Below are 1,429 nucleotides of genomic sequence, written 5' to 3'. Positions count from 1 at the left end.
CCAGTTGATGAACTCATAAGCCGCATCGAGTTCCTTGCCCTTGAGGGTCCTCGGCAGGCCAAAGCCGGATGCCCAGGCACGATAGCCCTCCTTGAGCGGTTGGAACTTGCACTGAATGTTCTTGAGGCGCACGGCCGTGACGGCCGGCGACCACATGGACTGGATCACGGTCTCGCCCGATGCCATCAGGTTGACGCTCTCGTTGAAGTCGGTCCAGAAGGCGCGGAACTGTCCGGCCTTCTTGGCTTCGATGAGGGTCGCGATCGTCAGGTCGATCTCGTCCTTCGTCATGTTGCCCTTGTCGGCATATTTGTGCTTGCCGGATGCCTCAATGACCATGGCGGCATCCATGATGCCGATGGATGGAATGTTGAGGATCGAGGCCTTGCCCTTGAATTGCGGGTTCAGGAGTTCCGCCCAACTCTCAATGGGACGGCCAATCAGGTCGGGCCGGATGCCGAGAGTGTCAGCATTATAGGTGGTGGGGATCAGGGTGATCCACTCCGTGGGAGAGGCGGCGAACTTCTTTGAGTTCTGCCCATCCAGATACATCACCTTGTTGGGTGCCGTGCCCTGAAGGCCGATCTTCTTGCCGCCGATCTCGCCCTTGGTGATGGCGGGCGCAAGCTTGTCAATGAGCTTGATCTTCTTCGCATCCATGCCCATCAGGTTGCCCGACGGGATGAGGTTGCGCAGGCTGAAATACTCCGTGTCGACCAAATCGAAGGAGTTCGGCTGCGTGATGATGCGCTTGGTCACGTCGTCGGTCGTGACCGTGACGTACTCGATCTTGATCCCGAGATCCTTCGCGGCCTTCTCGGCGATGGCAGGCGACTGGTTGGTCGCCGTCGAAAGGTAGCGGAGCGTCACGGGCTCGGCCGCGATGACGGCCGGAAAGCCCGTGATGGCCGTTCCGGCGGCTGCGCCTGCAAGGGCTGCGCCCCCTTTCAGGATTTGCCGGCGAGAGAGGTTCGTCGCATCGTCTTTCTTCCTCATCTTATTCCCCTTTCCCTCTTTGGGTTAGACTTTGATCCCCTACTGGGCTCCACCTTCGAGGACGTGGGCATCTGCAGGAGCCCATGAGGCGAGCACACGCTCGCCTTCGGTAAGAGGCATGGCGCGAAAGCTCTGTTCGGATATCAGTGCGGCCAGTTCGCTGCCACGGTCGTCGACGAGTTGGATTGAGAAGCCGGTTCCAGCGTATTCAACGGTTCTGACCGTGACTTCGCGACGCGTTGCATCTGCCGAGCCATCTCGTCCGAGCATCGTCCGGTCGGTTCTGACCGCGATCGCGCGGTCTCCGAGATCAATGACGTTGTGAGCCCCGATGAAGCGCGCTACGAAGGCTGTTCTCGGGCGGGTGAACAGATCCTCGGCCGTGCCTTTCTGCTCGATCCGGCCGGCGTTCATCAGAACCACGAGATCCGAA

At 60.0% G+C, this 1,429-nt stretch carries 2 protein-coding genes; both read right to left on the bottom strand.

What is annotated here, in order from left to right:
- A partial coding sequence (locus NF876_RS18170; protein ID WP_262270121.1) for an ABC transporter substrate-binding protein occupies window positions 1-996 on the bottom strand: 996 nt, incomplete at its 3' end.
- Between the two features lie 39 nt (window positions 997-1,035).
- On the bottom strand, window positions 1,036-1,429 hold a 394-nt coding region (locus NF876_RS18165; protein WP_262270120.1), incomplete at its 5' end, for a TOBE domain-containing protein.

This window comes from Microvirga yunnanensis (genome assembly GCF_025460875.1).
Note: the sequence above shows the minus strand (reverse complement) of the source record. Positions and strands in the feature narration are given on the sequence as shown.